The organism is Collinsella sp. AF39-11AT (assembly GCF_003474585.1).
Classification (GTDB): Bacteria; Actinomycetota; Coriobacteriia; order Coriobacteriales; family Coriobacteriaceae; genus Collinsella.
In genome coordinates, this window is the sequence record NZ_QROG01000001.1 from 162,708 (window position 1) to 182,694 (window position 19,987).

The window sequence follows — 19,987 nt, forward strand, 5'->3', positions numbered from 1 at the left end:
AGATTTCCGTCGTGTGCTAGAGAAATTTTTACTTCTTTGGCACTTCGATGCGAACCGTGTTGGGAATGAGCTCCGTCGCGCAGGACCACCAGCCGTTTTGCAGGGCAGCGTCGGCAAGCCCCTCAGCCGTGGCGACGGTGTCGCAAATGGCAAACGAGCAGGCGCCCGATCCGCACACATCTACAGCAACGGTGCCGCCTTGTTTACGCAGCCAATCGAGAACCGTTTGTATCTGAGGCTCCATCTGTGCGGAAATGACACCCAGGTTGTTATGGATGAGCGCATATGCCGTCTCAGCATCACCAGCACGCAAGGCAGAAGCTATCGCGCCGGGCTTGTCTGCAGGCACCGGGGCCTCGTCAAAACGTCGATAGGCTTCAATTGTCGAAACGCTTGCCTCGCGCGGCTTGACCAACACGACGGGCGTTGCGGGCAGCACGGGATACTCAGTTGCCAGCACGTCTCCCCCACCTACGTAGAACGAAGGGCTCGCGTGCAAAAAGAACGGGACGTCAGCACCAATGCCCCGCGCAATGTCGTCGAGCGCGGGGTCGGTGCGATCAATTCCCCAGAGCTCCGCCAAGGCGACAATGACCGCGGCCGCATCCGTCGAGGGACCGCCCAAGCCGGCGCACAATGGAATGCGCTTCTCAATCGTCACGCAGATGTTTGCCTCGCGACCATAATGCTCGGCCATAGCAACCGCAGCCCGATACGCCGTATTCTTTTGCATGGGAAAATCTGATGCCGGAACCGTCTGGACGGTCAGCGCCTGTGCCGGCGTAACCGTCACGGTATCGGAAAGACCGACAGCTGCCATCAGGGAATCGACCCTGTGGTAGCCGCGGTCATCGCGCTCGGTATGAACCCCCAGGTAGAGGTTAATCTTTGCCGGCGCGGAAAGAGTCAGGGACCGATCGGTCACCGCTAGTGCTCCTCGAGCTGATTGCCGAGCGGGGTAAAGATATGCTCGCCGCTCTCGGGGTCGAACAGCTCGACCTGACCGGTGAGGACATCGATATACTGGTAGGACTGACGCGACTTGCGGCCGCGGCGCTCGTCAACCTCGACGATAAAGACTGCCGGATGGACGCTCTTGATGGTGCCCATGCGCTCGACGACGCGGGTGCGGCCCATGTTGGCCTTCACCTTAACGCGATCGCCCACCATATCGGTCAGCTTCTCGTGGATGTCGTCGACGTGATTGACTTCCATCTCTTCCATGAACAGGGCCTCCAGAAGATGCAATTCAAAAAGGGGATAATACCCCTAAGATAGACAAAACTCTAATACTATAGCACCCTGTTGCGACCACGCGCAAGTAGCTAATTTGGCTACTTACAGATTGTCGGTATCGAGGACGATGGTGAACGGACCGTCGTTGACCAAGTCGACTTTCATATCGGCGCCAAAGATGCCGTGCGCCACGTGTTCGACATCTTTGCGAACGAGCGTCAAGAAGTACTCGTAGAGCTCGTTGGCAACATCGGGGGCGCCGGCATCGGTAAACGATGGGCGGCGGCCGTGACGGCAATCGGCGAACAGCGTGAACTGCGACACTACGAGAACCTCGCCGTCGACATCGGCAAGTGCCAGGTTGGTCTTGCCGTTCTCGTCCTCGTTAATGCGCAAGCCGCGGAGCTTGCCCCACAGCTTATCAGCCTCGGCGCGCGTGTCGCCGTGGCCCACGCCCAACAGCACCAGATAGCCGCGCCCAATTTTGCCCACGCACTCGCCGTCGACTGTCACGCCGGCATTGAGTACGCGCTGCACCACCGCACGCACGGCTTACTCCTCGCCCGTCAGTTTGGCGGATAGGTGCTCGAGCGCATGGAATCGATGGCTGATGGCGTTCTTCTCGTCCGCCGTGAGCTCGGCCATAGTCTTGCCCGGCGTATCGACCGGCAGGAACAGCGGGTCGTAGCCAAAGCCGTGATCGCCGCGGCCCTCGTGCGCGATAACGCCCTCACAGGCGCCCTCGCCATAGGTGACCAGGCCGTCCGTATCGATGAGCGCAACGACGCTCATAAAGCGCGCGGTGCGGTCCTCGTCTGCCACGCCTTCCAGATTCACGAGCAGCTTGGCATTGTTGGCGGCATCGTCGCCGTGAACGCCCGCGTAGCGCGCGCTATACACACCGGGCTCACCGTCCAGCGCGTCGACGACCAGGCCCGAATCGTCGGCAATGGCCATGAGCCCCGTCTCTTCGACGGCAGCCTGCGCCTTGATGATGGCGTTCTCCAAAAACGTCGTGCCGTTTTCCTCGGGGTCCTCAAATTCGCCCAGCTGGCCGAGCGCCACAAAGCGCACCTCGGGCATGACCTTGCCCAAAATGGCCTCGATCTCGGTGAGCTTATGGGCGTTGCCCGTTGCCACGACAATGGTCGCCGCCGGGTCGAGGGTGTCGATGTCGATCTTCTCAAGTGCCATGAGTGGTCTCCTTGTCTCTATAGCAATGCCGCGCCGAGGGCGACGAGGGCCTCCGCCTCTCCCCTCTCAATCAACGGCAGTCTTATACTTCGACGTTTTCCCAGATAAAACCTGCCAAAATAAACCTGTCCCTTTTTGGCAGGTTAGGCGAGGGCTTGGCGCTGAAGCTCGATGAGCTCGGCGATGCCCTTGTCGCCCAGGTCGAGCAGGGCGTTGAGACGCTTGCGGTCGAAGGGCGCCTGCTCGCCGGTGCCTTGGAGCTCAATCATCTCGCCGGTGTCGGTAGCGACGAGATTCATGTCGACCTCGGCGTGGCTGTCCTCGGAATAATCGAGGTCGAGCATGGTGTTGCCGTCGACAACGCCCATAGAGATGGCGGCAACCTGGCCCGTGAGCGGAATGCGCTCGATCTTGCCGGCCTCGACCCACATAGCAAGAGCATCATGCAGCGCCACCCAGGCACCGGTAATGCTCGCCGTACGCGTGCCGCCATCCGCCTGGATCACATCGCAGTCGACGGTGACGGTGTACTCGCCGAGCGCCTTCATGTTGACGACGGTACGCAGGCTACGGCCGATGAGACGTTCGATCTCCATGGAGCGGCCCTTACGCTTGGTATACTCGCGCTTGCAACGCTTACCGGTCGATGCCGGCAGCATGGCATACTCTGCGGTTACCCAACCGGCCTTGGCGCCCTTGCGCCAGCCCGGCACGCCCTCCTCAATTGTGGCGGCACACAGCACGCGCGTGTCGCCGAACTCAGCCAGGCACGAGCCGTGGGCATGTTTCATAACACCACGGGTGAGCTTGACGGGGCGCAGTTCATTGGCGGCACGGCCGTTGGCGCGGTTGACCTGCATGTACTCCATAGAAATATCCTTTCGGCAGAAGAAGAGGGCAAGTCTTTGGACGGTAACCCTACATCTATTTCAGTTCGTCGATATCAATATGTTCGATGCTCTTGAGCGGCTGGCCAAAGATAAAGCTACCCGCCACCGCAAACTCGGCAATGTTATCGGCCGTCGTCGCAAAGCGATGCTGAGGCTCGGCAGCGTCGCCCGCCAGCTGCTCGCGGCGCGTGAGGATATCGGTCAGCTCGCGCGTAGTCTCCTCGGCGGAACTCACCACACGCACCCCGGGCCCCAGCGCATGGCGAATAGGCCCCACGAGCAGCGGAAAGTGCGTACAGCCGAGCACCACGGTATCGATTCCGCGATCGCGCAGCGGCTCAACCGTGGCACCCACCAGCGCTCGCACGGCTGGCGTATCGAAGATGTCCTCGTTCTCGAGCCACTGCTCTTGCAGATGCGCGCCCGAGGCGAGCTCGTGTTCGACAACCTCGACAAAGCTCGAGGCAGGACAACCGTATACATCGACGCCGGCATCTAGATCCTGAATGGCGCGCGTGTAGGCGCCCGAGCGAATGGTGAGGTTGGTGGCGAGCACGCCCACGCGACGCGAACGGGTGCTGTTGATTGCCGCACGGGCACCCGGCGCGATCACGCCGATCACGGGAACGTCGAGCACCTGCTGGGCCAGACGCAAGGCCGCAGCTGTCGCCGTGTTGCAGGCGATGACCATAATCTTGACGTCGTGCTTCGACAGCCAACGGCCCGCCTGCAACGCAAACGAGCGCACCTCATCCTCGGTGCGCGTGCCGTAGGGGCAGCGTTTGGTGTCGCCGAAGTAGTAGACGGACTCGTGCGGCAGCACCGTCGCGATGGCGCGCGCAACCGTCAGACCGCCCAAACCAGAATCGAACACGCCAATCGGGCGCGTGTCGCCTGTCGGATTCTCGATATCGGACATTACCTCACCAGTCTCTCTCGAAAAGACATGTCCAAGTGCGGCGACGCCGCGCTACGAACGCGCCGCGACCAGCAGCTCTGCCGTCGCCGCCCAACCGTCGACAATTTTGCCGCGCGTAACGAAAGCGTTCTCGCAAGCAGCCAGGAACTCGGGCGCGCCGGCGCTCGTCAGGCCATTCTCGACCAGGCAGAACGTGCCCACGTGATCGGCCATGTAGAAGTCGGACTCGGAATCGCCGAGCGCGAGCGTCTCCTCGCGCTCAATCCCCAGGTGCTCGCAGAAGCGCGCGATGGCAACGCCCTTGTTGAGGCCGGCGGGATTGATGTTAAACGCGCGACCGTCCTCGACGCGATCGAGCTCGAGCGTCGTCGGCTTGGACAGATGCGTCAGGTGACCGTTACAGGCCCACACCAGGCCGCAGCCGGCCTCGTCCAGGATGGCCTGGACCTCATTGTCGGGCACATCGCCGCGCATGCCGACGGTGACCTCGCGGTACTTGTAGCCGGTCGACATGTCGTTGTGATACTCGATCTTGTGCGGCCAGCGGGCAAGAATCTTCTCGCACACGCCGGTCTGCTCGATCACCTGGTGCGGAGTAAGGCCGCAGGCGGGGTCGTAAGGCATGTCGCCAGTCAGATACTCCCAATCGTTGGCTTTGAGGTCGTACATGACCAGGCCGCCCATCTCACCGATGTAGGAGTTGAGGCCGAGCACGCGCGCATCCTCGTGGATCATGGTACGGTTGCGGCCCGAGGTGGGAACCACCTGAATACCAGCGCGGGCAAGTGCCACGACGGCCTCGACGAGTTTGGTCGAGGGGTTACCGTCGTTGTCGCGCAGCACGCACGAGCCGGGCGCGAGCATCGTGGCATCCAGGTCGGTAAAGACGTACTTGACCTTGGCCAAGCGCTCGCGCATCTCGCCCGAAAGCTCGGCAACGGTCGGCAGGGTGTTGTGGGACATGGTTACTCCGTTTACGTAGAAGGGTTTGGACTTGGACGGCATGTTTTGATTGAGGGAACACGCTTATGGCGACAGCGCACTCAGGGCGCCGCCGCCATCATGGTTCATTAGTCAAACTGGGTAACATCGATCAGGCGATTGGCCAGCGAAAGGTCGCTCTCGATGGGCACGAACTCGTCGCCCACGTGCATGAGCTCCTCGTCACCCTTTGCCAGCAGCAAGACAATGGTGGGAGCATCGGGGTTGACGTACTCCTCGCGCGCCGCCTTGAACGCCGCATGCACAGCGGCTTCGCGGTCGAGGATGATCTTGTTCGGCGTATCGTCGGGAACATGCTCGGCAAGCTCGCGACAGACCTTCATCGGGTCCTCGTGAGCCGGGTCCTCGTTGGCAAAGATCATCAGGTCGGAATATGGTGCGGCCTCGCGCGGAAGCTGCTCGCGGCGCTCCTGCGCCTTGCCGCCGGCAGCGCCAAACACTGCAATGACTGGACTAGTGGGAAACGCGCGCTTGACCGACGAGAAAAGCGACCGGAACGAAAGCTGGTTGTGAGCGTAGTCAACGACGCAGATCACGCGGCCGTCCTTCGACTCCACGACCTCCATACGGCCCGGCACACGCAGTTTGGAGAGGCCCTTCTTGATAGCCTCGATACCGATGCCGATCTCGCGCGCAGCGGCGATAGCGACCAGCGCGTTTTCCACGTTAAAGTCGCCCGCGATGCCCAGCAGGACCTTCTCCCCCGCCTCGGACTCGTCGGCACACAGGCCATGCAGGTTAAACTCGATGTTAAAGCCGACCATGCGCACATCGCTCGCCCACAGGCTTGCCTCGGGATGCTCGACGCCAACGGTCACCAAGCGCTCGGCCGTCGACGCTGCCTCCAACACACGGTCAACCTCTTCGGTGCCCAGGTTCACCACGGCGGTCTTTGCCTGGTCAAAGATCCTGAGTTTGCTCTCAAAATAATCCTCAAACGTGGGGTGTTCGATCGGCGAGATGTGGTCACGCCCGATGTTGAGGAAGCACGCCACGTCAAACGGCAGATTCTCGACGCGTTGGTACTTGAGCGCCTGGCTCGAGACCTCCATGACCATGGACTGGCGACCGGACTCACGGCAGTTGGCGATATGGCGCCAGACCTCGGGGGCCTCTGGCGTGGTATTGGTGCTCTCGTAGCACTCGATGCCATCGTCGGTACTCACCGAGCCGATCATGCCGCAGGACTCGCCCGCCGCTTTAATAATCGACTGGAGCATAAAAGCGGCCGTGGTCTTTCCCTTGGTACCGGTGATGCCCACGATCTTGACGTCGTGGTCGGGACGGTCGTAGACCTCCGGCGGCAACAGGGCCATGGCCGTGCGAACGCTATCAACAACCAGCATCGCAGCACCGCTCTCCTGCGCCAGCGGCTCCAGAGACTCGACCAGCGACTCCTCGCACACAAATGCGACGGCGCCCGCATCGAGCGCCATGCTCAAAAACGCGGGCTTAAAGGCAGCACCTTTGCAAAAGAACACGTCACCTGCCGAGACCGCGCGCGAATCAAACGAGCAGCCGGTCACGGCACGCTCGTCAACCTGCTCTGATGCGCGCAGCTCACCGCACACATCGAGAAGCTTGGCAAGCGTATCGACCGTGGTCACGGTCGCGGAATCCGAATGGTGCATCTTTCACCTTTCTCAGCCATTTGGCAGGGACGGTTTTTATAGTAACTGAAACGCACCCACGCAAAAACGGCTCCCGGAGGAGCCGTTACGCGCAGGCGTTCGTAAGCCGAGGCTAGGCAGCCTGAACAGCGGGCTGGTCCTCGTCGATAAAGAAGCGCTTGTACCACACCAGGAACACGAGCGGCGTATAGATCTTGCGCTGGAAATCGCCCTTGCCCGCAAAGTGCAGATCGAGCAGGTGCATGAGCTCGTCGGTATCGAAGAACTCGCTTGCCCACGGCGCGGTGAAGTACTCCTTGACATAGTCGTACCACTTTTGCTCGCGCAGCCAGTAGACAATCGGCACCGGGAAGCCCACCTTGGGACGGGTGGCCCACTCATCGGGCAGCGACTTGTTGGCAGCGTGGCGGAGTACCTGTTTGTTGCCGTTCTCGTTGATGCGGTAGCGGTCGGGAATATGCTCGGCGAACTCCATGACTTTGCGGTCCAGGAAGGGCACGCGCAGCTCCAGCGAGTGCGCCATGCACATCTTGTCGGCCTTGAGCAGAATGTCGCCCGGGAGCCACATGTTCATGTCCAGGTACTGCTTCTTGACCAGCTCGGGCTGACCTTTCACGCGCGCATAGATGGGAGCGGCAAGCTCGAAGGCGCCATCGCCGGTGTTGTACTCGGGCTTGAGCACGCCGTCGACCTCGCGCTCCGGCCATACCAGAGCCTGTCCCAGGAACGACTTCTCGGGGATCTCGGCACCCTTGACCAGGAAGTTATGTCCCTTGAAGTACGGCATATGCAGCGCCAGGTTACCGAGCGCGCGACGGATGGGCAGCGGCACCATCTTTTTGTACTTGCGGACTGGGACCGTGTCCTCGTAGTAGGCGTAGCCGCCAAAGAGTTCGTCGGCGCCTTCGCCCGAAAGCACGACGGTGACGTCCTTGCGGGCCATCTCGGCCAAGAACCACAGCGGCACGGAAGACAGGTTGGACTGCGGCTCGTCCATGTGATACTGGATGTCCTCGAGCGCACCGAAGAACTCGTCGGCGGTTATCATCTTGCGGACATTCTCGACGCCGAGCTTGTCAGAAAGTTCCTTGGCGTAGTTGGTCTCGTTGAAGTTCTTGTAGTCAAAGCCCACCGAGAAGGTCTTGTCGGGCATGAGGCAAGCGGCGATGTAGCTGGAGTCGACGCCGCCGGAGAGGAACGACGCGACCTTGACGTCGGCGATGCGATGGGCCTCGACGCTCTCGTGCACGACCTCGTCCAGCTCGTCGACGTACTCCTCGAACGGCTTCTCGACGGCAGAGTAATCGCAATCCCAGTAGCGCTCGATGTTCATCTTGCCGGTCGGAATATCGACGGTAAAGTAGTGCGCCGGCGGCAGCTTGTAGACACCCTCGAAGAAGGTCTCCTCAGTCGCCGAATACTGCAGCGTCATGTACGGACGCAGGGCCTTTTTGTTGACCGCCTTGTGGAAGTGCGGGTAGTCCAGGAAGCTCTTGATCTCGGAACCAAAGAGCACGCCCGGAGCGCCGTCGCCCGCATCGGCCATGGGATAGTAGTAGAGCGGCTTGATGCCAAAGATATCACGGGCGCCAAAAAGCTTGTTCTTCTTCTTGTCCCAGATGACGAAGGCGTACATACCGCGCAAGCGATCGAGTACTGCCTCGCCCCACTCCTCGTAGCCGTGCAGAAGGCTCTCGGTGTCGGCGCCGCAGTGGAACTTGTAGCCCTTGGCCTCGAGCTCGGAACGGAGTTCTTGGAAGTTGTAGATCTCGCCGTTGAAGACAATGACGACGCTACCGTCCTCGTTGGCCATAGGTTGGGCGCCAGCCTCGGTCAGGTCGAGGATCGACAAGCGGCGGAAGCCGAGGGCAACGCGGCCGTCGATAAACTGACCGCCCATGTCGGGACCACGATGGACGATGCGGTCCATCATCTTGGTGAGCACCTCGGATTGGTTATCCGTCCCACCGACAAAACCGACAAAACCGCACATATACTATCCCCTCTGCTGTTGCTGGGCATCAAATCGAATCAGTAGCTTTTGAGTATACCCGAGGGCGTAAAGAGGGGCGGAATGTTCAGGCAATCTCAACTGAATCAGCTCCGCTGTGACACGCGTCGGTTACCTTTAATGGATATGAGGTGAATGAGGCGATTGTTTTGCTATACTCTCTCCGCACGGGCGATTGGCGCAACGGTTAGCGCAGGTGCTTTACACGCACAAGGCTGGGGGTTCGAATCCCTCATCGCCCACCATTGAATTGGAAACGGTCCTCGCAAGGGGACCGTTTTTGTTTGGGCCCAGCGCATGGGATTCGAACCCGACAGGGTGCGAAGCTGAGGAAACGCGAAACGTTTTCCAGCGCAGCACGCGAGGGCCGCAGGCCCGAAGCGAAAGCGGGCGGCGTCAGCCGCACGCGACATCCCTCATCGCCCACCACTGATTTGATAGGCTCCCAGCTATGGGGGCCTTTCTTTTTTGGGCCCAGCGCATGGGGTTCGAACCCGCCAGGGTGCGGAGCTGAGGAAACGCGCAAGCGTTTTCCAGCGCAGCACGCGAGGAGCGGAGCGGCGAAGCGGGGCGCGGGCGGCGCCGGCCGCACGCGGACATCCCTCATCGCCCACCACTGAATTGTTAGGCCTCCAGCGATGGAGGCCTTTCTTTTTTGTGCCCAGTGCATGGGATTCGAACCCGCCAGCACGTCTGTCACAAAGGCCGTGGCCAGAAAATGGCAAAAATGAGTACTGCTACCTTGCTTACAACATATCAAAAGATAGTATTTGCTTAAGTTACGCAACATATGTCCATTATAAGGACTAATAATTGGATCAAAATCGTACATTCATCGCCATTTCGACTAGCTATCTGGCCTTATTAGTCCAAAATTGCTGCTACCAAATCGATAACAGTACTCATATTTGATGTTTTTTGACCAGCAGGTCTCCCCGCCTTAGCAAATCTAAGGCAAAACGGGCTCCAGACCGCTGAATCATGCCACATAGGGCACGTCCGCAGTCCGGAACCCGGTCAAAGTTAAGTTATTTCGCTGTGTTAGGCCAAAACGTCCGACAGGATCTCGATCAGACTGTCCACGTCGGATTCCTCGCAGACGAGCGGCGGCAGGAAACGCAGCGTATGGGCACCCGTAGCGTTAATCACGGCACCAGCCCCCAATGCACGGGCCACAACGTCGTGTGCATCACCCGCAGTATCGTCCAGATCGCAGCCGAGCATCAAGCCGCGGCCACGCACCTCGGTCACGTTCGGCAGCTTGGCGAGCTTTGCCTCCATATAGGCGCCTACCTTGGCAGCGTGGTCGGCATAATCGCCGCGCACGAGTGCGGAGAGCGTCGCGGCACACGCCGCGATGGCCAAGCAGCTACCGCCAAACGTCGAGCCGTGGTCGCCCGGCTTAAACACGTCGGCAATCTCCTTCTTTGCCACGACGGCACCCATGGGCACGCCATCAGCAATGCCCTTGGCAAGGCTCATGATGTCGGGTTCCACGCCATAGGCTTGGAATGCAAACGGCTTGCCGGAGCGGAAGATGCCGCACTGGACCTCGTCGGCGATAAGCACGGCGCCCACTTCGTGTGCCAGGTCGCGCGCTGCCGCCATAAACTCCTCGGTCATGGGGTGCACACCGCTCTCGCCCTGGATCGGCTCGAGCATCACGGCACAAATTTCGCTCCCCAGCTGCTTAAAGATCGCACGCAGTTCATCGATATCGTTGGGCGTGCAGGCCACAAAGCCACCCGGCAGCGGGCGGAAACTATCCTGCAGCCAATCCTGCATGGTGGCGGCAATGGTCTCGAGCGTACGGCCGTGGAAGCCGCCGCGCATGCACACGATAGTGTTGCCGCCGTTACCGGCACGCTTGGCGTACAGGCGCGCGAGCTTCATCGAGCCCTCGTTGGCCTCGGCGCCGGAGTTGGCAAAGAAGGTCTCCCAAACCTGCTCATCCGCAGCCGGGGCACCAAGAGCAGCTGCCGTGGTCTCATCGCCGGCGGCAATGGCATCGGCAAGCACGCGTGCACCATCTAAGTCGTCGTTGGCAAGCTTGGACAGCAGCGCCGCGACCTGTCCACGCTGCTCGATGTAGAAGTAATTGGAGACATGCATGAGCTTTTTGGTCTGTGCCTCGAGCGCCGAGAGCACAGCCGGGTCGCCATGACCTAGGCTGCACACGCCGATGCCGGCAAGAAAGTCGAGGTACTCACGACCATCGTCGCCGGTGAGCTTCATGCCGTGACCCTCGACAAACTCGACCGGAGAGCGGCCAAAGGTATGCATAACGTAATGGGATTCAAGCGATTGCTGAGCTGCAAGTGACATGGGATGCCTTTCGTTGGGCGCCAGACGGCGCAGGCCTATGGGTGCAGGAATGGGGCGGCTGCGAGTCAGTTAGACCGTCTGAAGCTTCTCGACCTCGTCGAGGTTCTCGGTCAGACGCGCAGCAAACGTCGAAAGCGGATGCGGATGCGTATCGAACTCGTAAGCCGTCTCGGTGGAATGGATCACGGTACCGACGCCGGCATCGGTCAGCAGCTCCAGCAGCAGCGAATGCGGCGTGGTGCCGTTGATGATGTGAGCGCGAAATACGCCGCCGGCAAGCGCATCGACGGCCGCACGCAGCTTGGGAATCATGCCCTTATCGACCTCGCCGCCGTAGAGCATTTCGTTAACCTCGTCGAGCGTTAGGTTGGAGATGAGTGAGTCTTTATCGCTAAAGTCCTTGTACAGGCCGTCGACGTCGGTCAAAAAGATCGCCTTATGCGCATGCAGCGCCGCCGCAACGGCACCGGCGGCGGTATCGGCGTTGATGTTGAAGAAACCGCCGTCCTCCCCCGCCGCGACGGTAGCGATGACGGGGATGTACTCGCTATCGAGCAGGCGCTCGATATAGTCGGTGTTAACGTGCGTGACCTTGCCTACGCGGCCGAGTTCGGGGTCGAGCGGCTCGGCGATGAGCGTGCCGGCATCGCTGCCCGACACGCCCACGGCCAGGTTGCCGTGGTGGTTGATGGCAGCAACCAGCTCCTGGTTAACCTTGCCGCCCAGCACCTCGCGCACGATATCCATCGTCGCCGGCGTGGTCACGCGCTGGCCGTTCTTAAACTCGACGGGAATATCGTAATGGCTCAGCGCCTCGTTAATAGCCTTGCCGCCGCCGTGCACGATGACGGGGCGCATACCGATGATCTTGAGCAAAACGATGTCGCTCATCACGTCGCGGCGCAGCTGCTCATCAACCATGGCGGCTCCGCCATATTTGATAACAACCGTCTTGCCGGTCAGGTTCTTAATCCACGGCAGCGCTTCGAACAGCAGCTGCGCGGTTGCTTCGTTGGATTCGCTCGAACGACAATCGCGTGCGAATTTCATAATCTGCCTCGTCTTTCATATCGTTATCGCGCCGTGCTCCGCTGTCCGCAATCGCGGCAAGATGCGCAGCGTGCCCGGAATCTAGGAACGGTAGTCGCCGTTGATGGAGATGTACTCATGCGTGAGGTCGCAGGTCCACACGGTCGTTGCCGCGTCGCCTGCGCCCAGGTCGGCCGAGATCACGATCTCGGGCGCCTCGAAACGTCGTAGAGCCTCGTCCTCGTCAAAGGGAACAGTCAGACCGTCGCGACAGACAGGCATGCCCATCATGTCGATGGAAACGTCTTCCTGATTAAACTTCACGCCGCACTTGCCAAGCGCCATAGCAACGCGGCCCCAGTTGCAGTCGTGGCCGGCGATGCAGGTCTTAACGAGCGGCGAGTTGGCAACGGCACGGGCGGCGATATCGGCCTCCTCGTCGTTCACGGCGCCGGTAACGTTGACTGTAACAAGCTTGGATGCGCCCTCACCATCGGCGGCAATATTGCGCGCCAGGCTCTCGCACACCTCGTGCACGGCAAATGCCAACTCGTCAAAAGCATCGGAGCCCTCGACGATAGGCTCGGCATCTGCGGCAGCGGCACCGGAGGCAAGCATGATGCAGGTGTCGTTGGTCGAGGTGTCGGAATCGACCGTTACCTTGTTAAAGGTCTGCTTGACGGTCGAGAGCAGCAGGGCATGAAGTGCCGCCGGCTCGACGGGGGCATCGGTGGTGATAGCTGCGATCATGGTGGCCATGTTGGGCATGATCATACCCGAGCCCTTGCACATTCCGCCTACCGTATAGACATTGCTCGCATGACCCGCAGCCTCACTGACGTAGGACACGGCGTACTCCTTGGAGTGCGTGTCGGTCGTCATGATGGCGCGAGCGGCATCGGCGCCACCGTGGGCGGAGAGCGCCTCGTAGGCAGCAGGAATGGCGGTCTCAAACGTGTCGATCGGCAGAATCTGGCCAATCACACCCGTGGAGGCAATCAGAATCTGCTGGGGCTCGCAGCCGATGACCTGCGAGGCGATGTTGCAGGTCTCGCGCGCGCAGGCAAGACCGGTCTCACCCGTGGCGGCGTTGGCATTGCCAGAGTTGACCGAAACGCCGGCGATGATACCGTAGCCCTTGTCGGCACCGCCCAGGTGGGCACGGCTCACCTGCACGGGCGCCGCGCAAAAGCGATTGGTGGTAAACACGCCGGCACCGGGACAGGGTTTATCGGGCACGACGAGCGCGTAATCCAGGCGCTCGGGATTCTTGCGGAACCCAGCGTGGATGCCTGCAGCTTTAAAACCAGCCGCAGCCGTAACGCCACCCTCGACGGCGCGAATCTTGATATCAAACAGCTCGGTATTCATCGTCTTTATGACTCCTTATGTCAAACAAAAAAGGGCATCGGTTGGTGCGCCATGCCAGCCACAATCATGAGACCAGCTTAAGAGTGGCGCCCCACTCGATGCCCGACTACCAAATCGTTAACAATCGAATGTGCTACACCGGGCACGCCACTGTGGGCAAGCCTCGTCGCTCGTCAAAACCAAAGACGATGTTGGCGCACTGGACCGCCTGACCGGCAGCACCCTTGCACAGATTGTCGATCGCTCCCGTCGCCACCAGCACGCCCGCGCGCTTGTTGAGTGCAAGGCCGATCTGGGCAGCATTGGTGCCGACGACCGAGGCCGTCTTGGGCTGCTCGCCGGCATCGAGCACGCGCACAAAGGTGCGACCGGCGTAGAACTGTCTGTAATGGTCGACGACATCCTCAAGGGTCAAGGTATCGATAGCCTGCGGCGTAAGCGGCATCGTCACCGTAGAGAGCAGACCGCGCTTGAGCGGTGCCAGGTGCGGGGTGAAAACGATGTGGTCGGCTAGGCCAAGAATCTGCTCGATCTCGGGCGTATGGCGATGTTTTCCTGCGCCATAGGCCTCCAGGTTCTCGTCTGCACTGCAAAAACGCGTACGGGCGTTGCAGGACTTACCGGCACCCGTTACACCGCTGATAGCGTCAACGATCACGGGTCCGCTCTGGGCAACCCAGCCGGCGCGCACGGCAGGCGCGGCGGCAAGGCTCGTTGCGGTGGGATAGCAACCGGCGCAGGCGACCAGTACGGGCTTGCCGTCGGCGTGGTCGGATGCAGCGGTCTCCAAATCCTGGCAGAATAGCTCGGGCAGACCAAAGGCGCGGCTCTTGAGTAGCTCGGGGCTCGTGTGCTCGGCGGCATACCAGGCCTCAAAGGTGGCCGGATCGCTCAGGCGATAGTCGGCCGAGAGGTCAATGCAGGAGACTCCCGCGGCAAGCAAGGCGGGCACCTGTGCCATGGCGGCCGTGTGCGGCACGGCCAAAAAGACCGCGTCGCAGTTCTTGAGCTCGGGGGCATCATGCGTCGTAAAGGCAAGATCGCTTACGCCGGTGAAGCTCGGGTACACCGCAGACAGCGGCTGGCCGGCATCGGCGTTGGACGTAATGGCAACAAGTTCAAACTCGGGATGACCGAGGACGAGGTGAATGAGCTCGGCGCCGGCATATCCAGCCGCACCGACGATTCCAACCTTTACAGACATATCAGACTCCTTGTCTGCAGTTATGCACCAATACGCATCCTGCAGCCGTCGTTATGAAGTAGGTTGAAACTTTAGCACCAGAAGATGCATTTATACGCAAATCTTTTGCATATTCATGCATTGAAACAGTCACGACACATTCACTCAAAGGAGTTGACAAATAAACACGGACCCCATATTGCCCAGTGCGCCTTGCGGTGACGTTGCAATGTGGGGCCCGCTACATGCGAGAATTTGAATTGTCGAAGCTTGCTGAGAGACTCGTTTAGAGCTCGACCGGCACCCATTCGTCATGGTTGCAGATAAAGGCCTCGGGTTCCTCCACGCTAAAGAAGACGAGCGTGGGATCGTTAGGCCCCTCATAGTGCTCGCCCAGGCGCTCTAGATGCTTCCACCCAGCTTCGCGCATTTCGCCTAAAGCCCGGTCATCCAAGCCGGCACGCCCGCGCAAGATGAGCCAGCCATGGCCCGGCCACCAACTCGTGGCCTCAAAGCGCTGGTTTTGCAGCAGCTCTTGCCACACATCTTTGGTGCGCGCTGTTACAAACCACAGCTTGCCGTCCTGGATCTGCGCAAACGAAAACGGACGCACATGAGGCTGTCCGTCAACGCTCGTCGCCAAATACCATGCCGGCACCGACGTCAGATACTCCAACACCGTATTCAATCCGTCCATGTGTCCTCCTGGCGCTAGCTAATTCGGAACGGGTAGTTAATTTGAGACGCTCTAGAGCTCCAGGCGCTCCTCGCTGCCGTCGATATCACAGAAGCGCGCGGCAATGTTGCGGACCGAAAAGAAAGCAAGGCGGCCGTCGTTGGCACTCTCGTGTTCCTCGCCGATGCCCACCATGTGCTTAAAACCCGCTTGACGCACCTTGTCGCTCGCAACCGCGTCGTCCTCAAGTGCGGCCTCGCCGGTCAACACGATCCAACATTCCCCCGGCTTCCAGCCCGAGAGCTCAAACTTGGGATTCGCACTCAGCTCCGCCCACACATCCTTGTCGCGCGACGTGCAAAACCACAGCTTACCGTCATCGACCATGGCAAACGAAAACGGCCTCACGCGAGGCTGATGCCCGTCGGTCACATCGGTCGTGGCCAGATACCACGCCGGAATGCGCCTGAGATACGAACAGGCGCGCTCAAGCTGAGCCGTGCGGTCGTTGTCGGTCATAGGGACCCCTTTCTTGCGCTCGAATCGCGCCTAAACAAGTTGAAGGTTGACGACGATGACACACGCAAACAGCAGCATCGTCACAACCGCAGCCAGCGCATCCCCGCGGCGAAATGCAAGTGCATGCAGACGCGTGCGGCCCTGCTCGCCGTGATAGCAGCGTGCATCCATGGCGGCAGACAACGTCTCGGCATGACGGAACACGCCCGTGAACAGTGGAATCGCCACACTGCCGAGCATACGCACGCCGCCGAGCGGGCCACCCGTTACGCGTGCACCGCGGCTTGCCTGCGCGTCCGCCGTCTGCTTCATCTCGGTGGCAAACTGCGGCATAAAGCGCAACGCGATGCCCATGATCATGCCGAGCTCATGCGCAGGGAGCCCCACGCGCGCAAACGGTGCGAGCAGACGCTCAAAGCCCGCGGTGAGGTCGAGCGTAGGCGTGGTGAGCGTAATGGCGCTCATGCCGGCCATCATCAAGCTCAGGCGGCACGCCATAAAGGCGGCGGAATGCAGCGAGCCCTCGCTTATCTGCAAAAAGCCAAGCTGCCACAGAATGCGCCCGCTCTGGTCGGAAAACAGGTTGAGCACTGCGACCACCACGACAATCGCCAGCAATGGTGCCATCGATGATAGGACCCGGCGCAACGGCACCCGGGACACGGTATAGATCAGGACAACGAAGATTGCGACCGGGGCCAGTCCGCGGAAGCTGCTGACCGTGAGCGTCGTGATCAGAAACACAAAGCCCAAGAGCAACTTAGTTCGCGGGTCCAGGCGGTGGATCGCACTATCGCTGGGATAGTAGCTGCCAAACGAAAACGCCTCCATTAGCAGCCCTCCTCTCGCGCGACCGTCTTGGATTTAGCAATGTCCGCGACGTTAGAAGGACCGTCTGAGCGACCGATCAGCAAATCTGCCAACTCGTCGGCCAACGACTCAACCGTATAGAGCCCACCGCGACGCAGCGGCACGCCCGCCTCCGTAAGCGCCAGCGCCATACGCTGGGCGGCGGGAACGCCCAAGCCGATCGACTTGAGCTCATCGGCACGCGCAAACACCTGCGCGGGGGTTCCCTCGGCAAACACCGCGCCTTCGTTCATTACGACGATACGGTCGCAGCAATTGGCCAGGTCATCCATGCTGTGCGAAACCATGACAACGGTCAGGCCATCGCGGTGAAGTCGATCGATAAGCTCAAGGAAATCCCTGCGCGCAGCCGGATCGAGCCCCGCCATGGGTTCATCGAGCACCAGGACTTCGGGCTCCATGGCGAGCACGCCGGCGAATGCCACACGCCGTTGCTGACCGCCCGAAAGCTCAAAGGGACTCTTGTCGCCGACCGTGGAAAGATCGAGGCCCACGCGCGTAAGCGATGATGCGACACGGCGTGCGACCTCGTCTTGTGGCAGGCCAAGGTTGTGCGGACCAAACGCCACGTCCTGCGCCACGGTTTCGGCAAATAGCTGGCGCTCGGGATACTGAAACACCACGCCAACCTTGGCCTTAACCGTAGCGGCGTCTTTCTTGTTTGACAGATCGAGCCCCAGCGCGCGAACGGATCCCTCCTGGGGGCGAATCAAACCGTTGAGATGCTGGACCAGCGTCGACTTACCCGAACCGGTATGACCTGCCAAGCCCAGGAACTCGCCGCGACGCACCGCCAGCGATACATCGCGCAGCGCCCACGGGCTGCTGGGGTCGTTTCCCCAGAGGGCCTGTTTGTTCGATTTGCCCGCAGTGGCCGAGCGCTTATGCCAGCGGCGGCGCTCGCGGGCGCTCAGCGAGTAACTATGCGAGAGGTGCGAAATCTCGATGACGGGCTCCGACGCGGCTGTCCCGTCGGTTGCAGAGGAGGCGTTGTCGAGCACACGAGAATCGGATGCAGAAGGCCGCCCTGCGGTGTCTTCCCCACTCCGGTCGGCATATGCCTGCGCAATCTCGGCGACCATATCCACCTCGCGCACCTGCGCATGAACGGGCACGCCCTTCGCACGAAGCGCCGTGCCCAAGCAGCACGACGCCGGCATATCCAAGTTGAGCTGCGCAAGTTCGTCCGCCCGTGTCAAGATTTCCTCGGGCGTACCGAGCATGGCAACGCGCCCCGCCCGAAATACCGCGACACGATCGGCCTCGGCGGCCTCTTCCATAAAGTGCGTAATCATCACGATGGTCATGCCGCGATCGTGCAACGCGTGGCAAGCCTTCATGAGGCCCTTGCGTCCACGCGGATCGAGCATTGAAGAAGCCTCGTCCAATATGAGCACGCGCGGTTCCATGGCGAGCACACCGGCAAGCGCCACACGCTGCTTTTGACCGCCCGAAAGCGCATGGGTCTCGTGGCGCTCAAAGCCCACCAGGCCCACGCCCTTCAGCGCCTCGCGTACCCGCTGCGCAATTTGTGCCGATGGCACGCCAAGGTTTTCGGGACCAAACGCAACGTCATCTTCGACAAGCGTTGCCACCAGCTGGTCATCTGGATTTTGGAATACCATGCCCGCGGTCGAACGAATGTCGTAGACCAGCTCGGGGTCGGACGCATCCATGCCGTTGATGCGTACCGTGCCCGCATCGGGCTGCAACAGTGCATTCAGATGCTTGGCAAACGTCGACTTGCCCGATCCATTGCCACCGAGGATGCAGAAAAACTCCCCGTCCTCGATGTTCAGATCGACGCCGTCGAGTGCCGGTACGGCACCGTCATAGCTAAAGGAAACGCCCCGACACTCAATCATGCGCGGCCTTTGACCTGGTCCTTTTTAGGCGTGATGAGGTTGGAGACCGCCTTGTACACTGCAAGCGTCAATACCGAGTTAAGGACAGTCTTGATAAGGTTGAACGGCAGCACGGCGGGAATCATGAGCGGGGCGATCACATCGACCGAGCCATACCAGAACCAAACACCAATGGTAAGGTTTGCGACCATAGACAACGCCGTAGCGGCAATGACGCCGAGCGCTAGGCCAATCACGGCACCCTTATAGGTATGCATCTTCTGGTAGACGATAGCCGCGGGCAGAATGTAGCCCAGCGTGGCAACCAGGTTCATAAGCGCGCCGACCCAGTCACCCGTGGTGAGCGCATGGATAACGATCGCCATGGCGGCAACAGCAGTGCCGGCGCCAGGGCTATACGCAAAACCGCACACCATCGCCGGCACCAGCGACGGGTCATACGTCAAAAACGGCGCCGAGGGAAGAATGGGCAGCTGCACGTACATAAACAGGGCGCCCAAGGCGCACATCAGCGCCATGGTAACGAGCTGTTTGGTGCTCCACCTATTCGTGTTCTCAAAATGGATATGCTGCGACTGTTCAGACATAAGATCACCTGCCTCTTTCATCCGGACTCTAACCGTTGGTACTGGAATCTCACCAGTTCAGCCGGCATGCGAACCAACACACGCTCGGGTCGCGGACTCATCGGCTCGGTCGCAGACGCCTCGCCTGCTCCGCGGCACCCCTTTGGCACCGCCCGATTTACCGCCAGTGGGGAATTCCACCCCGCCCTGAAACAGCACTTGCAAGTGTAGCACGAGCAATCGTTCGCGCAAGTATGCCGAGGGTAATTTGTGGTGGGGATCAGTTGCCACAACAACCACGTTCCCCACCCATCCCAAAGTAGCGCGCCTTTCGCGCAAAGCGCGAAACAGCGAAGGGGACAAGCCACTGCAACAACCACATCCTCCACTCGCCCCAAAGCGGCGCGCCTTTCGCGGCAAAGCCGCGAAACAGCGACCGGGACACGTATTCCCAACAACCAAGTCCTCCGCCCACGCCGACCTCAAGGCCGTAAACGCAGGGAATCCGGGGGCGTGACGGGGGCTTCCCTCCGGAACATTCCGCACTGATATCTTCTGTATTGAAGACGTCGATGATGCACCCGTATACCATTGACGTCGACACCATCAGATGCGGACCGCGCGGTGACTCCACATTCCGCTGGCGCCCACAGGGCTGCCCTCGTTTCCTGACATGTCCCGCGCGGCCCGCGGCGAGCCG

At 60.6% G+C, this 19,987-nt stretch carries 18 protein-coding genes, 1 tRNA gene and 1 riboswitch; of the genes, 1 reads left to right on the forward strand and 18 read right to left on the reverse strand.

Annotated features, from left to right (window positions below; translation table 11 throughout):
• Positions 1-28 precede the first annotated feature (28 nt).
• The 9 genes from ispE to asnB form a co-directional block, all read right to left on the reverse strand.
• A complete protein-coding gene (gene ispE / locus DW037_RS00805; RefSeq protein ID WP_233503094.1) occupies positions 29-925 on the reverse strand; it encodes a 4-(cytidine 5'-diphospho)-2-C-methyl-D-erythritol kinase in 897 nt (298 codons plus the stop codon).
• 2 nt (positions 926-927) lie between these two features.
• A complete protein-coding gene (locus DW037_RS00810; protein ID WP_006234957.1) occupies positions 928-1,224 on the reverse strand; it encodes a Veg family protein in 297 nt (98 codons plus the stop codon).
• Positions 1,225-1,338: 114 nt separating this feature from the next.
• Positions 1,339-1,785: a D-aminoacyl-tRNA deacylase gene (gene dtd, locus DW037_RS00815; protein ID WP_117635962.1), complete on the reverse strand. Its 447-nt coding sequence runs from the start codon at positions 1,783-1,785 to the stop codon at positions 1,339-1,341.
• A 3-nt stretch (positions 1,786-1,788) separates the two neighbouring features.
• Entirely contained in the window at positions 1,789-2,430 is a 642-nt protein-coding gene (rdgB, locus tag DW037_RS00820; RefSeq protein ID WP_117635961.1) for an RdgB/HAM1 family non-canonical purine NTP pyrophosphatase, read from the reverse strand.
• Positions 2,431-2,573: 143 nt separating this feature from the next.
• Positions 2,574-3,299 carry a ribonuclease PH gene (rph, locus tag DW037_RS00825; protein ID WP_117635960.1) on the reverse strand — a complete coding sequence of 242 codons (726 nt, stop codon included), beginning with the start codon at positions 3,297-3,299 and terminating at the stop codon, positions 2,574-2,576.
• 55 nt (positions 3,300-3,354) lie between these two features.
• Entirely contained in the window at positions 3,355-4,239 is an 885-nt protein-coding gene (murI, locus tag DW037_RS00830; RefSeq protein WP_117635959.1) for a glutamate racemase, read from the reverse strand.
• 51 nt (positions 4,240-4,290) lie between these two features.
• The gene (locus DW037_RS00835; RefSeq protein ID WP_117635958.1) at positions 4,291-5,202 is read right to left on the reverse strand and encodes an HAD family hydrolase; all 912 of its coding nucleotides are present in this window, start codon (positions 5,200-5,202) and stop codon (positions 4,291-4,293) included.
• A 107-nt stretch (positions 5,203-5,309) separates the two neighbouring features.
• Complete coding sequence (locus DW037_RS00840) at positions 5,310-6,872, reverse strand: Mur ligase family protein (protein ID WP_118372639.1); 1,563 nt, start codon at positions 6,870-6,872, stop codon at positions 5,310-5,312.
• A 112-nt stretch (positions 6,873-6,984) separates the two neighbouring features.
• Positions 6,985-8,865 (reverse strand): asparagine synthase (glutamine-hydrolyzing), encoded by a 1,881-nt coding sequence (asnB, locus tag DW037_RS00845; RefSeq protein ID WP_117563808.1) that lies wholly within the window; start codon positions 8,863-8,865, stop codon positions 6,985-6,987.
• A 187-nt stretch (positions 8,866-9,052) separates the two neighbouring features.
• Here asnB and DW037_RS00850 point away from each other — a divergent pair.
• Positions 9,053-9,128, forward strand: a tRNA-Val gene (locus DW037_RS00850).
• A gap of 796 nt (positions 9,129-9,924) precedes the next feature.
• On the opposite strand, the gene DW037_RS00855 is transcribed toward DW037_RS00850, so the two are convergent.
• The 9 genes from DW037_RS00855 to DW037_RS00895 all read right to left on the reverse strand — a co-directional run bounded on the left by DW037_RS00855 (position 9,925) and on the right by DW037_RS00895 (position 19,308).
• Positions 9,925-11,208: an aminotransferase class III-fold pyridoxal phosphate-dependent enzyme gene (locus DW037_RS00855; protein WP_117583121.1), complete on the reverse strand. Its 1,284-nt coding sequence runs from the start codon at positions 11,206-11,208 to the stop codon at positions 9,925-9,927.
• Positions 11,209-11,277: 69 nt separating this feature from the next.
• The gene (gene argB, locus DW037_RS00860) at positions 11,278-12,258 is read right to left on the reverse strand and encodes an acetylglutamate kinase (protein WP_117583122.1); all 981 of its coding nucleotides are present in this window, start codon (positions 12,256-12,258) and stop codon (positions 11,278-11,280) included.
• Positions 12,259-12,339: 81 nt separating this feature from the next.
• Complete coding sequence (gene argJ, locus DW037_RS00865) at positions 12,340-13,608, reverse strand: bifunctional glutamate N-acetyltransferase/amino-acid acetyltransferase ArgJ (RefSeq protein WP_199408861.1); 1,269 nt, start codon at positions 13,606-13,608, stop codon at positions 12,340-12,342.
• A 133-nt stretch (positions 13,609-13,741) separates the two neighbouring features.
• On the reverse strand, positions 13,742-14,812 hold the full coding sequence (gene argC, locus DW037_RS00870) for an N-acetyl-gamma-glutamyl-phosphate reductase (RefSeq protein ID WP_117583124.1): 1,071 nt from the start codon (positions 14,810-14,812) through the stop codon (positions 13,742-13,744).
• A 265-nt stretch (positions 14,813-15,077) separates the two neighbouring features.
• On the reverse strand, positions 15,078-15,488 hold the full coding sequence (locus tag DW037_RS00875; protein WP_117583125.1) for a pyridoxamine 5'-phosphate oxidase family protein: 411 nt from the start codon (positions 15,486-15,488) through the stop codon (positions 15,078-15,080).
• A gap of 51 nt (positions 15,489-15,539) precedes the next feature.
• The gene (locus tag DW037_RS00880) at positions 15,540-15,986 is read right to left on the reverse strand and encodes a pyridoxamine 5'-phosphate oxidase family protein (RefSeq protein ID WP_117563813.1); all 447 of its coding nucleotides are present in this window, start codon (positions 15,984-15,986) and stop codon (positions 15,540-15,542) included.
• A gap of 30 nt (positions 15,987-16,016) precedes the next feature.
• The gene (locus DW037_RS00885) at positions 16,017-16,817 is read right to left on the reverse strand and encodes an energy-coupling factor transporter transmembrane protein EcfT (RefSeq protein ID WP_118372640.1); all 801 of its coding nucleotides are present in this window, start codon (positions 16,815-16,817) and stop codon (positions 16,017-16,019) included.
• A complete protein-coding gene (locus DW037_RS00890) occupies positions 16,817-18,721 on the reverse strand; it encodes an energy-coupling factor transporter ATPase (protein WP_117583126.1) in 1,905 nt (634 codons plus the stop codon). The genes DW037_RS00885 and DW037_RS00890 overlap by 1 nt, the downstream gene beginning before the upstream one ends.
• Positions 18,718-19,308: an ECF transporter S component gene (locus tag DW037_RS00895; RefSeq protein WP_117583127.1), complete on the reverse strand. Its 591-nt coding sequence runs from the start codon at positions 19,306-19,308 to the stop codon at positions 18,718-18,720. The genes DW037_RS00890 and DW037_RS00895 overlap by 4 nt, the downstream gene beginning before the upstream one ends.
• 5 nt (positions 19,309-19,313) lie before the next feature.
• A riboswitch (FMN riboswitch) is annotated at positions 19,314-19,506 on the reverse strand.
• Positions 19,507-19,987 lie beyond the last annotated feature (481 nt).